This window comes from Acidiphilium sp. PM, assembly GCF_000219295.1.
GTDB lineage: Bacteria > Pseudomonadota > Alphaproteobacteria > Acetobacterales > Acetobacteraceae > Acidiphilium > Acidiphilium multivorum.
In genome coordinates, this window is the sequence record NZ_AFPR01000355.1 from 1 (window position 1) to 1,802 (window position 1,802).

3 protein-coding genes are annotated in these 1,802 nt (G+C 73.1%); all 3 read right to left on the reverse strand.

Features of this window, described 5'->3' with window-relative positions:
• Nucleotides 1–1,282: DUF1800 family protein (locus APM_RS12600; protein ID WP_007423760.1), on the reverse strand; the 1,282-nt coding region annotated here is incomplete at its 3' end.
• Nucleotides 1,283–1,295: 13 nt separating this feature from the next.
• Nucleotides 1,296–1,562, reverse strand: coding sequence for a hypothetical protein (locus APM_RS22705; protein WP_013640670.1), 267 nt, complete (start codon nucleotides 1,560–1,562; stop codon nucleotides 1,296–1,298).
• 48 nt (nucleotides 1,563–1,610) lie between these two features.
• Nucleotides 1,611–1,802 (reverse strand): hypothetical protein (locus tag APM_RS22055; protein ID WP_158004997.1); only part of this gene is annotated, 192 nt, incomplete at its 5' end.

Genomic DNA, 1,802 nt, shown 5'->3' on the forward strand with positions numbered 1-1,802 from the left:
GCGCGCCGAGTGCGGCCGTGGCGATGGCGGCGGGCGCGCGGTCGTGGCTACGCCCGGCCATGGTATAGGCGAAGTCGATCCGCGCCAGCACCGCGTCCGGCCCGCTCCAGTCGCCGCCGAGATCCGACCATCCATCGGGCAACGGCGCCGCCCAGAGCGGCTGGCCGAGCCGCCGCAGCATGCCCAGCGCCGCCGGCACCTTCGCCTCGGTCTCGCCGAGCGCGCGGCCGACCGAGAGGAAATACTCGACCGGCGTCTTGATCTTGCGCCCGGGACTCCATGCCTGCGGCAGATCGACCAGCGCCGCCGAGGCCGCCCGCAAATCGCCCTGGGTGCCGGCCAGCACGCCGGCGACATGCGCAACCGCCGCCGCCGGCGGCTGGTCAGCGACGAAATGCCGCACCAGCTTGGTCGCCAGCGCCGTCCAGGTGGTGTGATAGGTCGAGAGGAACCGCAGCGCCGCGATGCCCCCCGCCTCGCCCGGCGGAAAGCTGCGCCCCATCAGCGTCTGCGGCCCCGGCTCATGGGCGAAGGGGCGGAAGCGGAACCCGGTCGGCTCCGCCCTCGGATCGACCGACCATCCGGTGAGCAGCTTCGCCATGGCGATGACGTCCTGCTGGCTGTAGCCCGCGCGCAGGCTCACCGTGTGCAGCTCCATGCACTCGCGGCCGAGATTCTCGTTGAGCCCGCGATGCCGCCGCACCCCGGCCCGGCTGTCCGGCCCGACCGACCCGGCATTGCCGAGATAAAGCAGCATCGCCGGATGCCGCTCCACCGCCAGCACCATGTCGGTGAACCGGCCGGTGACATGCGGGCGAATCGCCTCGCGCAGGAACGGGCCGATCAGCGCCGCGGTGCCGCCCTGGCGCATCGACACGGTGAAATGATTCGCCCAGAACCACACCAGCCGCTCGCGGAACGGCGCGTCGGTGCGCAGCGCCCAGCCGAGCTGGGCGGCGGCATCGGCGCGGAACATCTCACGGCTGCGCGGCTTGAAATGATCCTTGAGCGAGAGCCCCTGCCGCGCCAGCCGCTTGCGCGTCATCCGGTCGTCGCGCAGGGCGGTGAGGGCTGCGGCCCCGCTCGGCAGTCCGGCGAAGGAGGGTGTCGCCAGAGCAGGGTCCGGCCCGTCGAGCTGGCCGAGCAGCCACGCGCGCGGATCGGTCGGCGGCTTCTGGTCCGGCCGTCCGCCGAGGCCGAAGCGGATCATCGCCTGTGAGGGCGTCAGGCTTGTCGCCTGCGAAGGCGTCAGGTCCGCCGCCTGCGCGGATGCGAGGGTCATCGCCGCCGCCCCCTCAGCGCCAGCGCCAGTGGCCGGGAATCCACCTGCCGCGCCAGTTGTAATGCCCCGGCACCCAGACGCGCGGCGGCGGCGCGACATAGACGGGCGGCGGATAGAGGGGCGCCGGCACGGCGATGCCGATGGCAAAACGCGGCCCCCACCAGGGATGTCCCCAGGCGCGGGCGGCATGCGGCACGGCGGCGAGGCCGAGGCCGAGCGCAAGCCCGAGCGCGGCCCGCGCCGGGCGCCGGAAAGCGATGGTGCTGAACTTGTATGTCATGTCGTCAGCCCTGTCCTTGAGCGTTGCAACAATGCCGGATCGGCGCGCTCAGCGGCACCGATAGGGGTGCCAGTAGCACCAGCCATGGCGCGGCCCGGCGGGATAGACCACGCATCCCGCAAGCCCGCCGGCGAGCCCGGCGAGCAGGATCGCGGCCACCGCCCGCCGCGCGATCCGCGCCGCCCGGCCCGGCCGTGCATCCTGGGTGGGCGTAAAACGGAGCGTACGAGACAGCATGGG